This window comes from Leclercia sp. GLN_9 (genome assembly GCF_043105735.1).
In the GTDB taxonomy this organism is placed as follows: Bacteria; Pseudomonadota; Gammaproteobacteria; order Enterobacterales; family Enterobacteriaceae; genus Enterobacter; species Enterobacter adecarboxylatus.
Genome location: NZ_JBICLV010000026.1, coordinates 274,521 through 292,706, shown reverse-complemented (window position 1 = coordinate 292,706; position 18,186 = coordinate 274,521). Strand labels below are relative to the sequence as shown.

Genomic DNA, 18,186 nt, shown 5'->3' with positions numbered 1-18,186 from the left:
CCATCATGGGCAGTTAAATTAAGGTATTAAAAAGCGTTAATTTAGCTGAAGCGTTGAGGTCCGGCGCGGATGCCCTGTACCTGGCTAATCCAGGCCGACACGGAGAAAGCGGATGGGGGATAGAATGCAGTAAGCGCGACCTGACGAACAATGACCGGCGGCTCGCTCTGTTGGGTAAGCAGCGTGTTGAGCGTATCCAGCAGCGCCAGATGGTGCGCCTGAACCGGTAGGGACTCTTCAACAGCAGGCAACGCCTGCGGTGCCATGGCGAATGAAAGGTGACGAATAACGGTGCGGATAGCATGCTGATGCCAATAATCCACGGTGTAATTCGGTCGGCGATTCGCTTCCAGCAGGGCAAGGTTAGTGAAGTTAACCCGCGTGTTCAGGTCTTGTGGAGAGGTGGCGGTCTTCGCGGGGTTAGCTGCTTCGGCGTTGCTGCTGAGCGCGGGCAGGCCAAGGCTCGCCGCGACCATCCCCAAAAGGAGATGCGGCCAGAAGTAACGTCTGCCAAATTGTCGCCAGCGCGTCAGAATTCCGCTCAATTGCCCCACCAAAAGTAAGTAAGCCTTCAGGCTCACCGTAAGAATTTTCTATTTAGCGTCCAGATATTACCACCAATGCGACGGCGCAGCAGCAGTAATGAGGCACCGGGGAGGTTAAAAATGGTGATGAAATCAGCAAACGCGCCATTGACTACGGCAATTCGGGAAGGATAAAAACAAAAACGACTGGTCTTGCTGGCCGGAGAGAGTGCCAGGTCAACCAGTCGAATTTAAATAACGGGATCTACCGTTACGCCAGAACTGTGCTCGGTGCTTTGAATGCCAGTGGCAGTTCAGCTTCGTCTTCGAAGGTCACATATTCCCAGGCTTCCTGTTTTGCCAGAACAGCCTGCAACAGTTTGTTGTTCAGCGCATGACCGGATTTATACGCGGTAAATGCACCAATGATATTATGACCACACATGAACAGGTCGCCGATCGCATCCAGCATTTTGTGACGAACGAATTCATCTTCAAAACGCAGGCCGTCTTCGTTCAGTACGCGATAATCGTCAACAACGATGGCACAATCGAAGCTGCCGCCCAGGCACAGGCCGCGGGACTGCAGATATTCGATATCACGCATGAAACCAAAAGTACGCGCACGACTAATCTGACGCATAAACGCATCAGCAGAGAAGTTCATCGCATAGCGCTGGGTGCTGGAATCAATCGCCGGATGGTTGAAGTCGATGGTGAAATCCAACGAAAAACCATTAAACGGCTTGAATTCAGCCCATTTGTCGCCATCCTGGACACGAACGGTCTCTTTGATACGCACAAATTTCTTCGCACAGTTCAGTTCTTCAATGCCGGCATCCAGCAACAGATAAACGAACGGTGCAGCGCTGCCATCCATGATTGGGATTTCTGGCGCATCGACTTCAATAACAATGTTGTCAATACCCAGACCCGCCAGGGCGGCATTCAGGTGCTCTACGGTAGAGATCCGCACGTCATGCTCGTTCACCAGGCAAGTACAGAGCATGGTATCACGCACAGATTTGGCATCAGCCGGGAAATCTACCGGTGGATTCAAGTCGGTGCGACGATAGATGACCCCGGTATTGGCCGGCGCAGGGCGCAACGTCAGTGTGACTTTCTTGCCGGTATGTAAACCGACACCTGTCGCCTGAACGATACGTTTTAATGTCCTTTGTTTGATCATCGTATAATCTCGCCAAGTTACTTATCCAACCGAGAGTGTATATCACTATCGGGCGGCCAGTTTAGCACAAAGAGCGTAAATTCCCTAATTCCAGCTAATTCTTAATCAGCTTGCTTACGCAGGAACGCAGGGATATCCAGATAATCTGGCTCTTTCTGGGTCTGTGTTGTGTTGTCATTAACCACTTTCGCGGCCGGTTTTTGCTCTTGCGTCAACGGCGCCATGCCGTGCGGCTGGTAGCGATCCATAACAGGCTGCTGAGCAGTTTTGTTCGTCACCAGGGTGATCTCAGGACGTTTGTCCATGCCGATACCGGTAGCAACAACAGTTACGCGCAGCTCATCGTTCATCTCTGGATCAAGGGACGTACCGATTACCACAGTGGCGTTGTCAGAGGCGAACGCACGGATGGTGTTACCCACGGTTTCGAACTCATCCAGACGCAGGTCGAAGCCCGCAGTGATGTTGACCAGCACGCCGCGCGCACCAGACAGATCGATATCTTCCAGCAGCGGAGAAGAGATCGCCATTTCAGCGGCTTCTTCTGCACGGTCTTCACCTTTCGCCACGCCAGAGCCCATCATCGCGTAGCCCATCTCGGACATCACGGTGCGCACGTCAGCAAAGTCGACGTTCATCAGGCCCGGACGGGTGATCAGCTCGGCGATACCCTGCACTGCACCTTTCAGTACATCGTTCGCAGCGCCAAAGGCGTCCAGCAGAGAGATGCCACGGCCCAGCACTTTCAGCAGTTTGTCGTTCGGAATAGTGATCAGCGAGTCCACGTGTTTGGACAGCTCGGTGATACCCTGCTCGGCAAACGCCATACGCTTCTTGCCTTCAAAATTGAAAGGCTTAGTCACGACGGCAACCGTCAGGATACCTAAATCTTTAGCAACTTCAGCAACTACTGGCGCAGCACCGGTTCCGGTACCGCCGCCCATGCCCGCGGCGATAAACACCATGTCTGCACCATCAAGCGCAGCACGCAGGGCTTCACGATCTTCTTCTGCAGCATTGCGGCCAACTTCCGGGTTTGCCCCAGCGCCCAGCCCTTTGGTGATGCCGCCACCGATTTGGATCGTCTGGCCAACAGCCGTTTTACGCAGTGCCTGCGCATCGGTGTTCACCGCGAAGAACTCTACACCTTCGATGCGCTCGCGCACCATATGCTCTACAGCATTACCGCCGCCGCCACCGACGCCGATGACTTTAATCACCGCGTCGTTGGTCAGTTCCATAGGTTCAAACATAGTTTCTCTCCGTTTTGTGCCTGTCGCCCGAAACCGTTAATTCTCGCCGGTCTCTTACTAAAATTAAAATTCTTTTCGCAGCCAGGTATTGATTCGTTTAAACCACGAACCTACCGACGCGCGTTTTTCTACTTCTGCTTCGCCACTGAGATGTGTCTCTTTCCCGTAATGAAGCAAGCCCACTGCCGTTGAGTAATACGGCTCCTGAGCATAATCCGTTAAACCGGTGATGTTCAGCGGTGCGCCGATGCGCACCTGCGTATGGAACACGCGCTGAGCACAGGCCGCAAGACCCTCAATTTGCGCCGCACCGCCGGTTAATACAATCCCCGCCGCAAGATGGTGTTTGACACCCTGCTGGCGAAGCTGTTCCTGTAACTGCAAAATCTCTTCGTTGACCAGGTTGAGTAGCTCGGTATAACGCGGCTCAATGACCTCGGCTAACGTCTGGCGCTGTAGGCTGCGCGGTGGACGTCCACCCACGCTCGGCACTTCAACGCTCTCATCTTTGCCCACAATGGAGCCAAGTGCACAACCGTGGCGCACTTTAATCGCCTCTGCATCGCTCGGTGGCGTGCCAAAGGCATAGGCGATATCGCTGGTCACCACGTTCCCCGCATAAGGGATAACTTTCGTGTGGCGCAGCGCCCCGCCGGTATAGACGGCCATGTCCATCGTACCACCACCGATATCCACGACACAGACGCCCAGCTCACGTTCGTCTTCAGTCAATACGGAATAACTTGCCGCAAGACCGGCGAAAATCAGTTGGTCAACTTTAAGACCACAACGTTCAACGGCTTTGACGATGTTCTTCGCCATATCGTTGTGACATGTGATCAAGTGCACTTTTGCCTGCATACGCACGCCGGAAAGGCCTACCGGATTTTTAATACCTTCCTGGTAGTCAATCGCATACTCCTGCGGGATCACATGCAGGACGCGATGTTCATCGCGAACACGCACAGATTTCGCAGTATGCACTACGTTTTCGACGTCTTCCTGCGAGACTTCTTCTTCTGAGATCGGCACCATGCCAATCTCGTTCTGGCAGCTGATATGCTTGCCAGAAAGCGCCAGATACACGGAGGAAATCTGGCAATCTGCCATCAGTTCGGCCTGATCGATGGCGCGCTGTACGCATTTCACCACCGACTCAAGGTCGTTTACCCCACCTTTATCCATACCACGAGACGGGCAACTGCCCACACCAATGATATTGACCATACCGTCGGGCAGAACTTCCCCTACTAAAGCGGCAACCTTCGCAGTGCCAATCTCCAGTCCTACTACCAGTTTTCTGTCCGTCGCCTTGATCATTGTTATTCTGCCTGTACCTGAGCCTGAGTCTGTTGCTGATTAGGTTCCTCAACCGGCGCCGGGATCCACCCGACCGATGCGCCTGAGTCATAGCGCAAATCAACGTAGCTAATCCTTTTGCCTTCAGCCTGCGCCTGCTGCTGTAGAACGGGATAAAGTTCTACAAAACGGTTCAGACGCTTCATCGTGTCACCCCGGCCAAGATTCAGCTTAATATCGTTCGTCAGCGTCAATTGCCAGGAACGACGCGCCGTCATCGCGGCTTGTTTCAGGGTAAAACGATCTTTAGCCAGCACTTGCCCCATGTTACGGAAACCTTCCAGCACTTCGTTTTCGCTGCCTTCAGGACCATACAACATAGGTAAATTTTGCTTGCTGACACGATCGGCCGGGACGCTGAAAGAAATTCCATCTACGTCAACCATATGCTGATCATTCCAACGCGCAATGGGTACATATTCAACCAGATGAATCTTCAATTCATCCGGCCACTGCTTTCTAACGCTCGCCTGTTTAATCCAGGGCAAACGCTCAATCTGGCTCTGGATAATATTCACATCCTGCGTCATGAAGGTGCCGGGCGATCCTAATGCCAGAATCGACTGACGGATATCATCATTACGCGTGTAGTGACGATCACCTGTCACCACCAGTTTCGACAGAGGCAGACGTTGTGCATCTTCCATCCAGCCGAGCACCATCCAGCCGCTGACAAACACCGTACACAGCACGGCGAGCAGGAAGGTAATCCCTGCAAGACGCGTTCCATTACTCCGTCGCGAAGAGGAATACTCTTCTTCTTCGTCACGGTTTCGCGTGTTCAGCGCAGCCTGAGACATATCAGCCCGCCTGGTCCAGAATACGAACCACTAACTGCGAGAAGCTCATTCCCGCCTGGCGCGCCGCCATCGGCACCAGGCTATGACTGGTCATACCCGGTGAGGTGTTGGCTTCCAGCAGATAAAACTGCCCATCGCTATCCTGCATCACGTCGATCCGTCCCCAGCCACGGCAGCCAAGTACATGCCAGGCTTTTAGCACCAAGGCGTTTAAAATGGCTTCACGCTCCGCTTCCAGACCACTTGGGCAGAAATATTGCGTCTCATCAGAGAGATACTTCGCCTCATAATCATAGAAGGTTCCAGCTGGTTGGATACGAATTGATGGTAAAATTTCTTCGCCAAGCATCGCAACGGTAAATTCCGGTCCGCTGAGCCATTTTTCAATCAAAACTTCTTCATCATGTTGAAATGCCAGCGCTAATGCAGATGATATATCGCCAGCTTCATCAACTTTAGACATTCCTACGCTTGAGCCTTCACGGCTGGGTTTCACAATCACCGGCAATCCCAGCGCCGCAATACGTTCAGTGATGCTGGCGTCAAGGCCCTGCTCAAATTCACGACGGGTCATAGCCACCCATGGCGCAACCGGTAAACCGGCCCCCTGCCACAGCAGTTTGCTGCGCAGTTTGTCCATGGAGATGGCCGAGGCCATCACACCGCTGCCGGTATAAGGCAGACCGATGATGTCCAGCAGCCCTTGCAACGTACCATCTTCACCGCCGCGGCCGTGCAGCGCGATAAAGACTTTAGCAAAACCCATCTCTTTCAGGCGCGTCACGTCAGTCTCTTTCGGATCGACCTGATGCGCGTTAACACCGCCTTCGCGAAGCCCTGCCAGCACCGCCGCGCCCGAATTCAGAGAGACTTCGCGTTCTGCAGAAGTGCCGCCAGACAGGACCGCAATCTTATCAGCCATGACGTTCATCCTCCGAAATTTGCGGCTTAAGTTTGATTTCAGCCAGAGTACGGGCGATCTTGCCGATATTTCCCGCACCCTGCACCAGAATCAAATCATTGCCGGTCAACACCGGAGCAAGCATCGCTGCCGCCTGGGCATGATCGGAGACCAGAATCGGGTCGATCTTGCCGCGACCGCGAATGGTGCGGCAAAGAGAGCGACTGTCTGCGCCCGGAATCGCCGCTTCGCCCGCCGCGTAAACTTCCAGCATCAACAGGGTATCAACCTGTGAAAGCACATTCGCGAAATCGTCATAGAGGTCGCGCGTACGGGTATAGCGGTGTGGCTGAAACAGCATGACCAGATTTTTGTCCGGCCAGCCCGCGCGCGCCGCTTTGATCGTGGCGTCCACTTCGGTCGGGTGATGGCCGTAGTCATCAACCAGCATCGCGGTTCCGCTTTTTCCGTTCACGGTTTCAAGCGGGAACTCGCCAAGGAAATCGAAACGACGACCGGTGCCCTGGAAGCTTTCCAGCGCCCGCAAAATGGCCTCGTCATCAATGCCTTCTTCTGTTGCGACCGCAACGGCCGCCGCGGCGTTCAGGGCGTTGTGACGACCCGGCGCATTCAGCGTTACCTGCAGCAGCTCTTTATCCTGACGTGCCAGGGTGAAATGCCCCTGCGCACCAATCTGTTTGTAACTTTCCACCCGAACATCGGCATCTTCGCTGAAACCGTAGGTCGTGATCTGACGGCCCACGCGCGGCAGCAGTTCGCGGATCACCGGGTCGTCTACACACATGACGGCCCGTCCATAAAACGGCAAATTGTGGAGAAAGTTTATAAATGTTTGCTTTAAATTTTCGAAGTCGCCCTGGTAGGTATCCATATGGTCGGCTTCGATGTTGGTCACGATTGCCACCATCGGCTGCAAATGCAGGAAAGAGGCGTCACTTTCATCCGCTTCAGCGATCAGATAACGGCTGTTACCCAGGCGCGCGTGTACGCCCGCGGCTTTGACCAGGCCGCCGTTGACGAAGGTCGGATCGAGGCCCGCTTCAGCATAAATGCTGGAGACCATCGCCGTGGTGGTGGTTTTACCGTGGGTTCCGGCAATGGCGATGCCGTGACGAAAACGCATCAGCTCGGCCAGCATCTCTGCACGGCGGATCACCGGGATACGTGCTTCGTGTGCAGCAACAATTTCCGGGTTGTCGGCAGAGATCGCGCTGGAAACGACCACCACGCTGGCATCAAGGACGTTTTCCGGGCGATGGTTAAAATAGATAGTCGCACCGAGCGACGCCAACTGTTGCGTAACAGGGTTCGGCGCCAGATCGGAACCGCTGATCTGGTAGCCTTCATTCGCCAGCACTTCGGCAATACCGCCCATACCGGCGCCGCCGATGCCAACAAAATGAATGTGCCGGACGCGACGCATCTCGGGCACGATTGAACGCAGTTTCGCCAGTTGTTGTGTATTCATTCTCTAAACGCCATCGACTACTTCAAAAAATTCGTGCAGCGCAACACGCGCTGCGAGGGTTAAACCTGGGCTGCCAGGCTCACTTCTTTTGCCACCCGTTCCGTTGCATCCGGGATCGCTGCGGCACGTGCATGCTGCGCCATCTCCAGTAATGTCTTCCGGTCCCAGCCCGCCAGGGTGGTGGCGACCGCGTCTGCGGTAAACTGCGGCTGTTCAAAAATTTTCGCGGCGCCGGCTTTCTCAAGCGGCAACGCATTCCAGTACTGCTGACGATCTTTGTGCTGGAATGGCACAAACAGCGCCGGTAAGCCTGCGGCGGCAATTTCGCTCACCGTCAGCGCGCCGGAGCGGCAGACCACGACATCGGCCCAAGCATACGCCGCCGCCATGTCGTCGATAAATTCAGTCACTTTATGTTGCGGCTGGCCCGTATCGGCATAGGCCTGCTCGACCGTTTGCTGACCGCCCTTCCCGCTTTGATGCCAGATGGTCACCGCGTCACCAAGCTTGGCCGCAACCTGCGGCAGCGTCTGGTTCAGAATGCGCGCGCCCTGAGAGCCGCCCACCACCAGCACACGCACCGGGCCTTCGCGCCCGACAAGACGCTCCTGCGGCAACGGCAGCGCAAGCACGTCCACACGCACCGGGTTACCCACCACATCCGCTTTCGGAAATGCGCCGGGAAACGCCTGCATCACTTTGCTGGCGATACGGGAGAGCCACTTATTGGTCAGACCGGCAATACCGTTCTGCTCATGCAGCACAACCGGGATCCCCAGCGACCACGCCGCCAGCCCACCAGGACCCGAGACATAACCGCCCATTCCCAACACCACGTCCGGCTTGAAACGCTTCATGATCGCCCGCGCCTGGCGCCAGGCGTTGAAAATGCGCACCGGAGCCAGCAGCAGGGCTTTGATCCCCTTGCCGCGCAAGCCGGAGATATGGATAAAGTCGATCTCAATCCCGTGCTTCGGTACCAGATCGGCCTCCATGCGGTCTGCGGTTCCCAGCCAGCGTACCTGCCAGCCCTGATCCATTAAATGGTGCGCAACCGCCAGTCCCGGGAACACATGCCCGCCGGTACCGCCTGCCATCACCATTAACCGCTTCGGTTGATTCATCGTGAACCTCGTGTAAACGCCTGGGCATTTTCCAGACGCGTTTCATAATCTATGCGTAGCAAAAACATAATGGCGGTCGACATGATCAACAGACTCGAACCACCATAACTGATTAACGGCAGCGTCAGACCTTTGGTTGGCAGCATACCGGCTGCGGCACCTACGTTAACTAAAGCCTGAAAACTGAACCAGATACCGATTGAACAGGCCAGAAAACCTGAGAAACGGTGGTCGATAACCAGTGCTTTCCGGCCGATTGACATCGCACGGAAAGCGACGAAGAATACCATTAAAAGCGCTAATACCACACCGATATAACCCAGTTCTTCCCCAATGATGGAGAAGATGAAGTCGGTATGCGCCTCGGGTAAATACTCCAGTTTTTGCACTGAATTCCCTAACCCCTGACCCCACATTTCACCGCGGCCAAAGGCCATCAATGACTGGGTCAGCTGATAACCGCTGCCGAAGGGATCTTCCCAGGGATTCCAGAAAGAGGTCACACGACGGATACGGTACGGTTCGGCAAGGATCAGCAGTACCACTGCGGAGATCCCCATTCCGATGATGGCGATGAACTGCCAGAGTTTCGCCCCCGCCAGGAACAGCATCGCCAGGGTGGTAACAAACAGTACGACCACGGTCCCGAGGTCAGGCTGGGCCAGCAACAGAACCGCTAGCACCAGGATCACGCCCATCGGTTTTAAGAAGCCGCGCAGGTTGTTACGAACCTCATCCACCTTGCGCACCAGATAGTTGGCGAGATAGCAGAACAGCGACAACTTGGTGAATTCGGCAGGCTGAATACGCAGCGGGCCAAAGGCAATCCAGCGCGAGGCCCCGTTCACCGAGCTACCCACCACCAGTACGATCAGCAGCATGACGATCGAGGCGATCAGCATGGCGGTACTGTGGCGTTGCCAGAAGACCATCGGCAGACGTAAGGTCACCATCGCCAGACAGAACGCCAAAATGATGTACAGCCCGTCACGCTTGGCAAACAGGAAAGGATCGTTAGCCAGACGCTGCCCGACAGGCATTGAGGCTGAGGTCACCATAATAAAGCCAATCGCCGCCAGCCCCAGCGTGAGCCAGAGCAGCATACGGTCGTACATCACCAGGCTATCGGAATCTTTATCCCGTGACCCCATGACCCAGCCTTTGAGCGCCGACGAAATCCACACCAGGATGCTGAATCCCGGCATGCGCGGCATCCTCAGGCGAGGGAGAGAGAAGCGCATTAGCCTAACTCCTTCGCCAGACGGGTAAAGAGATCGCCACGCTGCTCGAAATTCTTAAACTGATCGAGGCTGGCGCAGGCTGGCGAGAGCAGCACCATGTCACCCGGCTTCACGCGCGGGGCAATCAGCCGCATCGCCTGCTCCATGGTATCGGTTTGCTCAGCGATATCCGGGCGCAGCGCCGCCAGTTCTGCCCCGTCACGGCCAAAGCAGTAAAGACGCACGTTGTCGCCGCTGAGGTACTGTTTCAGCGAAGAGAAATCGGCAGCTTTGCCGTCGCCCCCCAGCAGCAGATGCAGGGTACCCTCAACGTGCAGGCCATTCAGCGCCGCTTCGGTGCTGCCAACGTTGGTGGCTTTTGAATCGTTGATCCAGCGAACGCCGTTATGCTCAAGCGCCAGCTGGAAGCGATGCGCCAGACCGCTGAAGGTAGTCAGGGCTTTCAGGCTGGTGGCGCGCGGCAAGCCGGCGGCATCCGCCAGCGCCAGTGCGGCAAGGGCGTTGGTGTAGTTATGCTGGCCCGTCAGGTGCATCTCTTTCACGTTCAGCACCTTTTCACCTTTCACCCGCAGCCAGGTTTCGCCCTGCTGACGGTTCAGGTGATAGTCGCCCATATTAATACCGAAACTCACGCAGCGTTCATCTGCCCCACGCACTGGCATGGTCAGCGCATCATCGGCGTTCACCACGCAGACGCGGGCATTTTCATAGACACGCAGCTTGGCGGCGCGGTACTGCTGCAGACCAAACGGATAGCGATCCATATGATCTTCGGTAACGTTGAGGATGGTAGCAGCGACCGCCTGCAGGCTTGAGGTGGTTTCCAGCTGGAAGCTGGAGAGTTCAAGGATGTACAGCTCGCGGGCTGCATCCAGCAGCATCAATGCTGGCAGGCCGATATTGCCGCCCACACCGGCATTCACGCCCGCCGCTTTCGCCATTTCACCCACCAGGCTGGTGACGGTGCTTTTGCCGTTGGAACCGGTAATGGCCACGATCGGCGCCTGAGCTTCACGGCAGAACAGTTCGATATCACCGACGATCTCGACGCCCGCCTCTGCCGCCGCGCTTAACGCCGGGTGGGCCAGGGCAATGCCCGGGCTGGCGACAATCAGATCGGCGGTGTGAAGCCACGCTTCATTCAGACCACCAAGGTGGCGTTCAACCTGCTCCGGCAACTTATCCAGACCCGGCGGAGAGGTACGCGTATCCATCACGCGAGGCGTAACGCCTCGTGCGAGGAAAAAGTCCACGCAGGAGAGGCCGGTTAAGCCCAACCCGATGATAACGACTTTTTTACCCTGGTAATCTGCCATGATTAACGTACCTTCAGCGTTGCCAGGCCAATCAGCACCAGCATCAGCGAAATAATCCAGAAGCGCACGATGACGCGCGGCTCTGGCCAGCCTTTCAATTCATAGTGGTGATGGATAGGCGCCATACGGAAGATGCGCTGACCGCGCAGCTTGAAGGAGCCAACCTGCAAAATCACCGACAGGGTTTCAACCACAAACACACCGCCCATGATCACCAGCAGGAACTCCTGACGCAGCAGCACGGCGATGATGCCCAGCGCGCCACCGAGTGCCAACGAACCCACGTCGCCCATAAAGACCTGCGCCGGGTAGGTGTTGAACCACAGGAAGCCGAGGCCCGCACCGACAATCGCCGTACAGACGATCACCAGTTCACCGGCGTGTCGCAGATAAGGGATGTGCAGGTAGCTCGCAAAATTCATGTTACCTGTCGCCCACGCCACCAGTGCAAAACCGGCCGCCACGAAGACGGTAGGCATAATTGCCAGACCATCCAGGCCATCGGTCAGGTTTACGGCGTTACCAGTACCGACAATCACAAAGTAGGCCAGCAGGATGTAGAACAGCCCCAGCTGCGGCATCACGTCTTTAAAGAACGGCACCACCAGCTCGGTTGCCGGAGTGTCTTTTCCTGCCAGATAGAGCGCAAAGGCGACGCCCAGCGCGATCACCGACATCCAGAAATACTTCCAGCGGGCGATCAGCCCTTTGGTGTCTTTACGCACGACTTTGCGGTAGTCGTCGACAAAACCGATAATGCCATAGCCCACCAGCACCACCAGCACACACCAGACGTACGGGTTTGACGGGTAAGCCCAGAGCAGCACCGACACCACAATCGCGGTGAGGATCATAATGCCGCCCATGGTCGGCGTACCGCGTTTACTGAAGTGCGACTCAGGGCCGTCGTTACGCACAACCTGACCGAAAGAGAGTTTTTGCAGACGGGCAATCATGCGCGGACCCATCCACAATGAGATGAACAGCGCAGTCAGCAGGCTGACGATGGCGCGAAACGTCAGATAAGAAAAGACGTTAAAGCCGGAATAATATTTGACCAAATGCTCGGCCAGCCAAACTAACATGTCCCATTCTCCTGTAAAGCGTGCACAACCTCTTCCATGGCAGCACTGCGTGAACCTTTCACTAAAACTGTCACAATTTGCTGCTCTTCGACCAGCGTCTTAAGACGGGCAATCAACGCCGCTTTATCGGCAAAATGCTCCCCGACACCACTGGCCTGGCTGATGTTTTTACTGAGATGACCAGCGCTTAACACGCGATCGATACCGGAGGCTTTCGCCGCCTCACCCACCTGGATATGGCAGGCTTCGCTCTCGTCGCCCAACTCGGCCATATCGCCGACCACCATCACGCGGTAACCAGGCATCTCAGACAGCACCTGTACTGCAGCAGTCATAGAGCCGACGTTGGCGTTGTAGGAGTCATCCAGCAGGAGTTTGTTTTCCGCCAGCGGGATAGGGAACAGGCGTCCGGGGACCGCTTTCAGGTTTGCCAGCCCGGCTTTGATGGCCGACAGCGGTGCGCCGACCGCCATTGCCAGGGCGGTGGCCGCCAGGGCATTCGCGATATTGTGACGACCCGGCAGCGGCAACAGCACCTCTACATCCCCTGTTGGAGTCTGCAGGGTAAATTCTGTGCCGTGGGAGGTCACGTGGACGTTGGTGGCGGTGAAGTCGCTATTGGCGGCATTCGGTGAGAAGCGCCAGGTTTTGCGATCCCCGATGACACTTTGCCAGTTCAGCCAGTCGTTGTTGTCGGCATTCATGATGGCGATGCCGTTGACCGGCAGACCGGTGTAGATCTCGCCCTTCGCTTTTGCCACGCCTTCCAGCGAGCCGAAACCTTCAAGGTGCGCCGCGGCGAGGTTGTTTACCAGCGCCGCTTCCGGCTGCGTCAGACTCACGGTCCAGGCGATTTCGCCCTGGTGGTTAGCCCCCAGTTCGATCACCGCATATTCATGCTCACGGGTCAGACGTAGCAGCGTCATCGGCACGCCGATATCGTTATTCAGGTTGCCTGCGGTATAGAGCGTGTTACCGCACTGGCTAAGGATCGCGGCGGTCATCTCCTTAACGGAGGTTTTGCCGGAAGAGCCGGTCAGCGCCACAATACGCGCCGGGACCTGCTGGCGAACCCATGCGGCCAGTTCACCAAACGCCAGACGCGTGTCTTGCACCACCGCCTGCGGCAGGTCGATATCCAGTTTACGGCTCACCAGCAATGCGCCAGCTCCCGCCGCTTTCGCTTGCTCAGCAAAATCGTGCGCATCGAAACGCTCACCCTTCAGCGCCACAAACAGGCAGCCGGGGGTAATTTTACGCGTGTCGGTGGTGACGGCATCGAAGGTCAGCTCGCCGCTGACGTCTGCGCCCAGGATAGTGGCCAGTTGGCTTAGCGTTACGCTAATCATGCCATGACTCCCAGCAGACGCGCCGCGGTGATACGGTCCGAATAGTCCAGACGGTTAGTGCCGACGATCTGGTAATCTTCATGGCCTTTACCGGCCAGCAGCACCACGTCGTTCTCACCGGCCTGCATGATGGTGTTAGTTACCGCTTCGGCGCGGCCTTCCACCACACGAGCACGTCCGGCATCCAGCATGCCAGCCAGAATGTCGTTGATGATGGCGCGCGGCTCTTCGGTACGCGGGTTGTCATCGGTCACTACCGCGATATCCGCGAATTGCTCGGCAATGGCACCCATGAGGGGGCGTTTGCCTTTATCGCGATCGCCGCCGCAGCCAAAGACGCACCATAGTTTACCGGCGCAGTGCAGACGCGCGGCTTCCAGCGCTTTCTCCAGCGCATCCGGGGTATGGGCATAATCCACCACAACAGTAGGTTTACCCGGGGCGGCGAACACTTCCATACGCCCGCAAACCGGCTGCAGACGCGCGGCGGTGCCAAGCAATTCTGCCAGCGGATAACCCAGCGCCAGCAGGGTAGCGAGAGCCAGCAACAGGTTGCTGACGTTGAACGCCCCCATCAGGCGGCTTTCGATTTCGCCTTCACCCCAGCTCGATGCAAAGCGAATGGTCGCGCCGCTATCGTGATAGATCACCTCGGTGGCTTTCAACCAGCGACCGTGGCAGTTCGGGTTGATATGGTCGGCCATGGAGACCGCAACGGCATCCGGCAGCTTAGCCAGCCAGCGGCGCCCCACTTCGTCATCAGCGTTGATAATCGCCTGACCGGCATGGTGCGTGGCATACAGCTGCCATTTTGCCGCTTCGTAGTTTTCCATGTCGCCATGGTAGTCGAGATGGTCCCGGCTCAGGTTAGTGAACACGGAGGCGGCAAATTTCAGTGCCGCAACACGGTACTGAACCAACCCGTGAGAAGAGACTTCCATTGCGGCAAAGGTTGCGCCCTGCCCTGCCAGACCGGCCAGCACATGCTGTACGTCGACGGCAGAGCCGGTGGTGTTTTCCGTTGGGTTCACTTTGCCCAGCAGGCCGTTCCCCACCGTACCCATCACCGCGCTGGTTTCACCCAGCAGCTGCGCCCACTGCGCCATCAGCTGCGTGGTGGTGGTTTTACCGTTGGTGCCGGTTACGCCAACCAGACGCAACTGGTCAGAAGGTTCGTTATAAAAACGCCCCGCCAGCGCGGAGAGTCGTTCGGTTAACTGGCTGAGATAGATGACCGGCACGCCGTGCATTTCACGTATTTCGCCATCAGCGGCTTCATCTTTTGCCTCAGCAATAATGGCAGCTACACCTTGCGCTATCGCCTGCGGGATATACCGACGCCCGTCCGCCTGATGACCGACTACTGCCACAAAAAGATCGCCCGAGGCAGCCACCCGGCTGTCGAGTACCATCTCTCGCAGGACTCGCGCAGGTAAACCTGATACCCACGGAGCAAGAAGGTCGCGCAAATTACGATCTGCCACCTGTTCCCTCGCCTTGATTAATCACAAATTCACTTTTCTCGCCCGTTGTCAGCGCATCCGGCTCGATGTTCATGGTGCGCAGTACGCCGCCCATGATGGCACCAAAGACCGGCGCGGAAACGGCGCCACCGTAGTATTTACCCGCCTGTGGATCGTTGATAACCACCACCAGCGCAAAACGCGGATTACTCGCAGGCGCAACGCCTGCGGTATATGCAATGTATTTATTGATGTAGCGGCCATCCGGCCCGACTTTTTTCGCCGTACCGGTTTTAATCGCGATGCGATAGCCTTTGATCGCCGCTTTCACGCCACCGCCGCCGGGCAGGGCCACGCTTTCCATCATGTGCACGACGGTGCGTACGATCGATTCCGGGAAGATACGCTCACCGGGAACCGGCGGATCAACTTTGGTAATCGACAGCGGGCGATAGACGCCATAGCTGCCAATCGTTGCATAGACACGCGCCAACTGTAACGGCGTTACCATTAGCCCGTAGCCGAAAGAGAAGGTGGCCCTCTCTATGTCAGACCACCGTTGTTTTTGAGGATATAAGCCACTGCGTTCTCCGACCAACCCCAAATTGGTCGCCTTTCCGAGTCCAAAACGCGAGTAAGTTTCTACCAACGCTGAGGACGGCATCGCTAACGCCAGCTTAGAAACGCCGACGTTACTCGACTTCTGTAAAACCCCGGTGAGGGTCAATTCGCTGTAACGCGCCACGTCTTTGATTTCGTGACCGTTGATTCGGTAAGGCACCGTGTTCAGCACGGTATTTTCGTTGACGATGCCGCGCTGCAGCGCTGTCATCACCACCATCGGTTTGACCGTTGAACCTGGCTCGAAGACGTCAGTGATCGAACGGTTACGCATGGCGTCTTTGGCGGTTCCGGCAAAATTATTCGGGTTATAGGATGGGCTGCTGGCCATTGCCAGCACTTCGCCGGTGCTGACATCCACCAGTACCGCACTGCCGGATTCCGCTTTGTTAAAAGCGACGGCGTTGTTCAGTTCACGATACACCAGCGCCTGCAGACGCTCGTCGATGCTCAGCGCCAGGTTGTGCGCCGCCTGGCTGTCGGTGGAAGAGATATCTTCAATGACACGGCCATAACGGTCTTTACGGACCACACGCTCGCCCGGCTGGCCGGTCAGCCACTTATCGAAACTTTTCTCGACGCCTTCAATACCCTGGCTGTCGACGTTGGTAAAGCCAATCAGGTGCGCGGTCACTTCCCCGGATGGGTAGTAACGACGCGACTCTTCACGAAGGTGAATCCCCGGCAGCTTCAGTTTTTTGATGTAGTCGGCCATATCAGGGTTAACCTGACGCGCCAGATAGATAAAGCGCCCTTTCGGGTTCGCATTGACGCGGGCAGCCAGCTGATCGAGCGGCATTTTCAGCGCGTCGGAGAGGGCCTTCCAGCGGTTATCGAGCGAGATCCCACCGGCATCATGCAGTTCTTTGGGATCGGCCCAGATCGCTTTCACCGGCACGCTGACCGCCAGCGGACGGCCGGAACGGTCGGTGATCAGACCACGCGAGGTTGACACTTCCTGCACGCGCAGGGAGCGCATGTCGCCCTGACGTACCAGCATGTCAGGGGCAATGATTTGCAGCCACGCCACGCGTCCCAGCAGGAAACCCAGCGCCAGTAAAATGCAGCCGCAAAGCAACGCAAAACGCCAGCTGATGAAGCTGGCCTGTTCTTCCTGACGTTTTGGTTTTAGCGCCTTCGCCGCGGATTTCATGCGTCGCGTTTTCCCTTATTTTTGTACTACGATATTTTCCTGAGAAGGATCAACATGCTGCATCTGCAGCTTTTCCGTTGCGATCCGTTCAACCCGGCTATGATCGCCGAGCGCATTTTCTTCGAGGATCAAATTTCGCCACTCGATATCCAGCGCATCACGCTCCAGCACCAGCTGTTCGCGCTGCGCCGTTAACAAACGGGTATGGTGAGCGGTGGTCACAACGGTGACCGCCGACACAATGATGCAAATGAACAGACACAGTGGCAGCTTGCCGAAACGCAACAGGTCGTCCCAGATAACACCCGGCAAGGCATGACGCTCGTTGCTGCCTAACGTCTCTTTCACCTTGCTGAGGGTGTCTGCCACTCTGCCGATCATGCATGAGTCCTTTCTGCAATGCGCAGCACTGAACTGCGGGCGCGCGGGTTCTCTTCCACTTCCGCTTCGCCCGGCATTAACTTACCTAAGGCACGTAGCTGGCGGCCGCCCAGTTTTTTGAGCTGCTCTTCCGTCATCGGTAACCCGGCCGGAACCTGCGGGCCACGGCTCTGTTCACGCATAAAGCGCTTCACAATGCGGTCTTCCAGCGAGTGGAAGCTGATTACCGACAAGCGACCGCCCGGAGCCAGCACGCTAAGCGAACTTTTCAGGGCTTGCTCGATTTCATCAAGCTCGCTGTTAACCCAGATACGCACCGCCTGGAAGGTACGGGTAGCCGGGTGCTTGTACTTGTCTTTTACCGGCGTGGCCGCGGCGATCACTTCCGCCAGCTCTTTGGTGCGGGTCATGGGTTCGATACGGTTACGTTCCACGATAGCGCGAGCAATACGTTTGCCAAAACGCTCTTCCCCGAAGGTTTTGATCACCCAGGCGATATCGGCTTCTTCCGCCGTTTGCAGCCACTCGGCGGCAGATTGGCCGCGCGTCGGATCCATACGCATATCCAGCGGGCCATCGCGCATAAAGGAGAAGCCACGTTCAGCATCATCAAGTTGTGGTGAGGAGACGCCAAGATCGAGGAGGATCCCGTCAATTTTGCCGGTTAAATCGCGCTCGCTGACGTAATCAGCCAGCGCGGAGAAAGGTCCATGTACGATGGAAAAGCGAGGGTCATCGATGGTTTTCGCCACGGCGATAGCCTGCGGATCGCGATCGATTGCCAGCAAACGGCCGTCCGCGCCCAGTTGGGAGAGGATCAAACGTGAGTGGCCACCCCGGCCAAAAGTGCCATCAATATAGATGCCATCAGGACGAATATTCAGGCCATTGACGGCTTCATCCAGTAGCACCGTCGTATGTTTATAATTTTCCATCAT

16 protein-coding genes are annotated in these 18,186 nt (G+C 56.5%); all 16 read right to left on the bottom strand.

Annotated features, from left to right (window positions below; translation table 11 throughout):
* Window positions 1-41: 41 nt before the first annotated feature.
* Complete coding sequence (gene secM, locus ACF8PE_RS18145) at window positions 42-545, bottom strand: secA translation cis-regulator SecM (RefSeq protein WP_072250876.1); 504 nt, start codon at window positions 543-545, stop codon at window positions 42-44.
* 250 nt (window positions 546-795) lie between these two features.
* On the bottom strand, window positions 796-1,713 hold the full coding sequence (gene lpxC / locus ACF8PE_RS18140; RefSeq protein WP_032616545.1) for a UDP-3-O-acyl-N-acetylglucosamine deacetylase: 918 nt from the start codon (window positions 1,711-1,713) through the stop codon (window positions 796-798).
* Window positions 1,714-1,814: 101 nt separating this feature from the next.
* Window positions 1,815-2,966: a cell division protein FtsZ gene (gene ftsZ, locus ACF8PE_RS18135; protein WP_032616544.1), complete on the bottom strand. Its 1,152-nt coding sequence runs from the start codon at window positions 2,964-2,966 to the stop codon at window positions 1,815-1,817.
* 63 nt (window positions 2,967-3,029) lie between these two features.
* Window positions 3,030-4,286 carry a cell division protein FtsA gene (ftsA, locus tag ACF8PE_RS18130; protein WP_032616543.1) on the bottom strand — a complete coding sequence of 419 codons (1,257 nt, stop codon included), beginning with the start codon at window positions 4,284-4,286 and terminating at the stop codon, window positions 3,030-3,032.
* Window positions 4,287-4,288: 2 nt separating this feature from the next.
* Window positions 4,289-5,125 (bottom strand): cell division protein FtsQ, encoded by an 837-nt coding sequence (ftsQ, locus tag ACF8PE_RS18125; protein ID WP_032616542.1) that lies wholly within the window; start codon window positions 5,123-5,125, stop codon window positions 4,289-4,291.
* A 1-nt stretch (window position 5,126) separates the two neighbouring features.
* A complete protein-coding gene (locus tag ACF8PE_RS18120) occupies window positions 5,127-6,047 on the bottom strand; it encodes a D-alanine--D-alanine ligase (RefSeq protein ID WP_392495145.1) in 921 nt (306 codons plus the stop codon).
* Window positions 6,040-7,515 (bottom strand): UDP-N-acetylmuramate--L-alanine ligase, encoded by a 1,476-nt coding sequence (gene murC, locus ACF8PE_RS18115; protein ID WP_144883781.1) that lies wholly within the window; start codon window positions 7,513-7,515, stop codon window positions 6,040-6,042. The genes ACF8PE_RS18120 and murC overlap by 8 nt, the downstream gene beginning before the upstream one ends.
* A gap of 59 nt (window positions 7,516-7,574) precedes the next feature.
* A complete protein-coding gene (murG, locus tag ACF8PE_RS18110) occupies window positions 7,575-8,639 on the bottom strand; it encodes an undecaprenyldiphospho-muramoylpentapeptide beta-N-acetylglucosaminyltransferase (protein WP_392495144.1) in 1,065 nt (354 codons plus the stop codon).
* The gene (gene ftsW, locus ACF8PE_RS18105; RefSeq protein WP_392495143.1) at window positions 8,636-9,880 is read right to left on the bottom strand and encodes a cell division protein FtsW; all 1,245 of its coding nucleotides are present in this window, start codon (window positions 9,878-9,880) and stop codon (window positions 8,636-8,638) included. Before ftsW ends, murG begins: the two co-directional genes overlap by 4 nt.
* Window positions 9,880-11,196 (bottom strand): UDP-N-acetylmuramoyl-L-alanine--D-glutamate ligase, encoded by a 1,317-nt coding sequence (gene murD, locus ACF8PE_RS18100; protein ID WP_392495142.1) that lies wholly within the window; start codon window positions 11,194-11,196, stop codon window positions 9,880-9,882. Before murD ends, ftsW begins: the two co-directional genes overlap by 1 nt.
* 2 nt (window positions 11,197-11,198) lie before the next feature.
* Complete coding sequence (mraY, locus tag ACF8PE_RS18095) at window positions 11,199-12,281, bottom strand: phospho-N-acetylmuramoyl-pentapeptide-transferase (protein ID WP_032616534.1); 1,083 nt, start codon at window positions 12,279-12,281, stop codon at window positions 11,199-11,201.
* Window positions 12,275-13,630, bottom strand: coding sequence for a UDP-N-acetylmuramoyl-tripeptide--D-alanyl-D-alanine ligase (gene murF, locus ACF8PE_RS18090; protein ID WP_059308727.1), 1,356 nt, complete (start codon window positions 13,628-13,630; stop codon window positions 12,275-12,277). Before murF ends, mraY begins: the two co-directional genes overlap by 7 nt.
* On the bottom strand, window positions 13,627-15,114 hold the full coding sequence (murE, locus tag ACF8PE_RS18085) for a UDP-N-acetylmuramoyl-L-alanyl-D-glutamate--2,6-diaminopimelate ligase (protein WP_279868189.1): 1,488 nt from the start codon (window positions 15,112-15,114) through the stop codon (window positions 13,627-13,629). The genes murF and murE overlap by 4 nt, the downstream gene beginning before the upstream one ends.
* A complete protein-coding gene (locus ACF8PE_RS18080) occupies window positions 15,101-16,867 on the bottom strand; it encodes a peptidoglycan glycosyltransferase FtsI (RefSeq protein ID WP_032616530.1) in 1,767 nt (588 codons plus the stop codon). The genes murE and ACF8PE_RS18080 overlap by 14 nt, the downstream gene beginning before the upstream one ends.
* A 15-nt stretch (window positions 16,868-16,882) precedes the next feature.
* Window positions 16,883-17,248, bottom strand: coding sequence for a cell division protein FtsL (gene ftsL / locus ACF8PE_RS18075; RefSeq protein ID WP_032616529.1), 366 nt, complete (start codon window positions 17,246-17,248; stop codon window positions 16,883-16,885).
* The gene (gene rsmH / locus ACF8PE_RS18070; RefSeq protein ID WP_032616528.1) at window positions 17,245-18,186 is read right to left on the bottom strand and encodes a 16S rRNA (cytosine(1402)-N(4))-methyltransferase RsmH; all 942 of its coding nucleotides are present in this window, start codon (window positions 18,184-18,186) and stop codon (window positions 17,245-17,247) included. Before rsmH ends, ftsL begins: the two co-directional genes overlap by 4 nt.

What these genes read in the sequence shown, in the direction of transcription:
- murG (WP_392495144.1), bottom strand. Translation starts at nt 8,639, where the DNA reads ATGAATCAACCGAAGCGGTTAATGGTGATGGCAGGCGGTACCGGCGGG.
- ftsZ (WP_032616544.1), bottom strand. Translation starts at nt 2,966, where the DNA reads ATGTTTGAACCTATGGAACTGACCAACGACGCGGTGATTAAAGTCATC.
- ftsQ (WP_032616542.1), bottom strand. Translation starts at nt 5,125, where the DNA reads ATGTCTCAGGCTGCGCTGAACACGCGAAACCGTGACGAAGAAGAAGAG.
- ACF8PE_RS18120 (WP_392495145.1), bottom strand. Translation starts at nt 6,047, where the DNA reads ATGGCTGATAAGATTGCGGTCCTGTCTGGCGGCACTTCTGCAGAACGC.
- murC (WP_144883781.1), bottom strand. Translation starts at nt 7,515, where the DNA reads ATGAATACACAACAACTGGCGAAACTGCGTTCAATCGTGCCCGAGATG.
- ACF8PE_RS18080 (WP_032616530.1), bottom strand. Translation starts at nt 16,867, where the DNA reads ATGAAATCCGCGGCGAAGGCGCTAAAACCAAAACGTCAGGAAGAACAG.
- mraY (WP_032616534.1), bottom strand. Translation starts at nt 12,281, where the DNA reads ATGTTAGTTTGGCTGGCCGAGCATTTGGTCAAATATTATTCCGGCTTT.
- murD (WP_392495142.1), bottom strand. Translation starts at nt 11,196, where the DNA reads ATGGCAGATTACCAGGGTAAAAAAGTCGTTATCATCGGGTTGGGCTTA.
- murF (WP_059308727.1), bottom strand. Translation starts at nt 13,630, where the DNA reads ATGATTAGCGTAACGCTAAGCCAACTGGCCACTATCCTGGGCGCAGAC.
- ftsW (WP_392495143.1), bottom strand. Translation starts at nt 9,880, where the DNA reads ATGCGCTTCTCTCTCCCTCGCCTGAGGATGCCGCGCATGCCGGGATTC.
- ftsA (WP_032616543.1), bottom strand. Translation starts at nt 4,286, where the DNA reads ATGATCAAGGCGACGGACAGAAAACTGGTAGTAGGACTGGAGATTGGC.
- rsmH (WP_032616528.1), bottom strand. Translation starts at nt 18,186, where the DNA reads ATGATGGAAAATTATAAACATACGACGGTGCTACTGGATGAAGCCGTC.
- lpxC (WP_032616545.1), bottom strand. Translation starts at nt 1,713, where the DNA reads ATGATCAAACAAAGGACATTAAAACGTATCGTTCAGGCGACAGGTGTC.
- ftsL (WP_032616529.1), bottom strand. Translation starts at nt 17,248, where the DNA reads ATGATCGGCAGAGTGGCAGACACCCTCAGCAAGGTGAAAGAGACGTTA.